This window comes from Streptomyces ossamyceticus (assembly GCF_001418475.1).
Lineage (GTDB): Bacteria > Actinomycetota > Actinomycetes > Streptomycetales > Streptomycetaceae > Streptomyces > Streptomyces ossamyceticus.
In genome coordinates this window covers 1-2,541 of sequence record NZ_LIQX01000646.1, presented here as the reverse complement: position 1 = coordinate 2,541, position 2,541 = coordinate 1, and the positions used below count along the sequence as shown (strand labels likewise).

Here is a 2,541-nt window from a genome sequence, read left to right as displayed (position 1 = left end):
AGCCCCAAGGCGCCCCCGGAGCTCACCGACCGGAAGGATCCTGCGGCCCCCGCCCCGACAAGACCTCCCCGTACGCCTGCATGAGATCCGGCAGCCGCAGCGTCGACAGATCGTCCCGCGTCGGCACGCTCGGATACCCCGACAGCCGCAGATCCCGGTACGCGCAGCTCTTCTCGTACAGCGTCCGCAGGAACCGCCCGTTGCCCAGTTCGTCGATCCACCCCTGCTCGACGACATGCCCGGCGATGGAGCGCAGCTCCTCCAGCGCCTCCTCGTCCCACATGTCCCCGTTCTCCGCGGCGAGCACCTCACCGATCGAGGTGAGCTCCAGCGGCCGATAGGACGGGAAGTCGACCCGCGTGGTGAACCGCGACGACAGTCCGGGGTTCGCGGCGAGCAGCCGGTCCATCCCCTCCGGGTACCCCGCGAGGATCACCACGAGATGGTCCCTGTTGTCCTCGGCCCGCTTCAGCAGCACCTGAAGCGCCTCGTCGCCGTACGCGTCCCCCTTGCCGTACCCGGAGTTGGACAAGGAGTACGCCTCGTCCACGAACAGCACCCCGCCGATCGCCGAGTCGATCAGCTCGTTGGCCTTCACAGCGGTCTGGCCGAGGTACTCGCCGACGAGATCCGCACGCTGGGCCTCCACCAGATGGTCGCCGCCCAGCAGCCCGAGCGCGTAGAAGACCCGGCCCAGTATTCGGGCGACGGTCGTCTTCCCCGTCCCGGACGGCCCGGAGAAGACGAAGTGCCGCTTGGGAGGCTGCACGGGCAGCCCCTGCCCGGCCCGCAGCCGCGCCATGTTCAGCTGCGCGGACAACGCCTTGACCTGCCGTTTGACCGGTTCCAGGCCGACCATCCGCTCCAGCTCGGCGAGCGCCTCCTCCAGCAGTTCGGGATCGGTCGGCCCGGCCGGCAGCGGATCGATCCGCACCACGGACTTTTGCCGTACGAAGGTGTCGCCCGCCTCGGGCGGCAGCCCGCCCGGCGGCACGGGGTCCGGATCGGAGAGCTTCAGGTCCCGCCCCTCGGCGTCGAAGAGCGGGTCCAGGCCGTCGCCGCCGTCGAGTGCGTCCTGCCCGATCCCGGCGAGCGCGATCGCCGCGAGGTCCGCCGCGTCGTCGTACCCGTCGCCCTCGGCGATGGCCGCGAGCCGCGCGGAGGTGTCCATGAAGGCAGGGTCGACGCGGTGCACGGCCCGGTAGAGCGGCAGCGCGGCGGCGCTGCGCCCGGTCCCCTCGTGGGCGCGGGCCAGCCAGTACCGCAGTTCCTTGCGCTGTGGCTGCTCGCTGCGGCAGCGCATCAGCGCCGCGGACAGCAGCGGCTCGGCCTGCCCGTACGTCTCCAGGCGTACCCGGGCCATGCCGCCGAAGAGGCCGGCCTCGATTCCGAGCAGGGGATCGTCGAGGAGGGGATCGGTGTGCCGGACCAGTTGCTCCCAGTCCTTGACGAGGTAGGCGCGGCAGGCGTGCAGGAAGCGCACCTGGGAGTCGGCGTCCACCGGCGGCAGCCCCGCGAGGGCCCGGTCCAGTTCGGGGACGTGACGTCCGTCCAGCCAGTGCGAGGCATGGGCGAGGAGCAGGTCGCGCGGGGTCTCCAGGACCGGCTGGACCCACCAGCCGAGCCAGTACCAGGAATTGAGGGTGCGCCGATGGCGGGCCCGCTGCTCACCGAAGCGCTCCCGGTGCCGGAACATCCGCAGCAGGGCGGTCGTCGTGTCCACCCGCAGCGCGTGCAGCCCGAGCCAGCCGTCGGCCATGCCCGGATCCATCCGCACCGCGGCGCGGAACTCCTCCTCCGCCTGCGGATACGCGCCCATGGTGTAGGCGTCCACGCCTCGAAGCCAGGCGAGGTCGGCCGGAGCCTCGGGGCCCCGCGAGCCGAAGTCCATCACGTCCCCCACAAACCGTGCCCCCGTGTGGAAACCGAACGGGCCGGTGCCCGTCGGCAGCCTTCTCGAACCGCTGTGCCGCGGACGGGAGTTGCTTGGGTCACGTTGCCGCAACCGTCCGAAGGTCGCACCCAGGGCATCGTACCTGCGGGTCGGGCGCCCTTCGAAGGGTGCCGCAGGGCTCGAATTGCGAGGTGGGAGCAGACGGGGCGCATAGCGCACGGTGACCGAGGGTGAAGGAAACGTGCGAGGAAAGGGGCCCGGAGACCGGCCGAGGGCAGAACGAAGCCCCCGATCACGGGGGAACAACCGGGGGCTTCGCGTAGGAGGGCGGCTCCCATGGGCCGCACATTCAGAACGTAAGACCTGTACGGGCCCTCGGTCAAGCCGAGTTGGGGCACTCGGAGAAGTTCTCCGGCACCACTCTTCACAAGTTCAGCACATTGCCGATGGGTCGTCACCCTGAGTGAGATCGAGCCTCGAATGGGGAGTCACACCAGGTCCCGCCAGCACCTCGTACCCCGCCTTTCCCCCGCGAATCAGAAGATCGGCGAACGGTCGGGAGGGGTCCTCGGCGAAGTGCCGGCGCTCCGCCCGGACCCATCCGGCCCAGAACTCACTCTGTTCCGCCCCGTCCCGCGCCCGCCCCC

1 protein-coding gene and 1 pseudogene are annotated in these 2,541 nt (G+C 70.8%); both read right to left on the bottom strand.

Annotation, left to right across the window (positions count from 1 at the left end):
• Positions 1–22: 22 nt before the first annotated feature.
• Complete coding sequence (locus AOK15_RS35685; RefSeq protein WP_055522550.1) at positions 23–1,891, bottom strand: AAA family ATPase; 1,869 nt, start codon at positions 1,889–1,891, stop codon at positions 23–25.
• A 435-nt stretch (positions 1,892–2,326) separates the two neighbouring features.
• Positions 2,327–2,541, bottom strand: a pseudogene (locus tag AOK15_RS47850) (hypothetical protein); the annotation flags it as partial.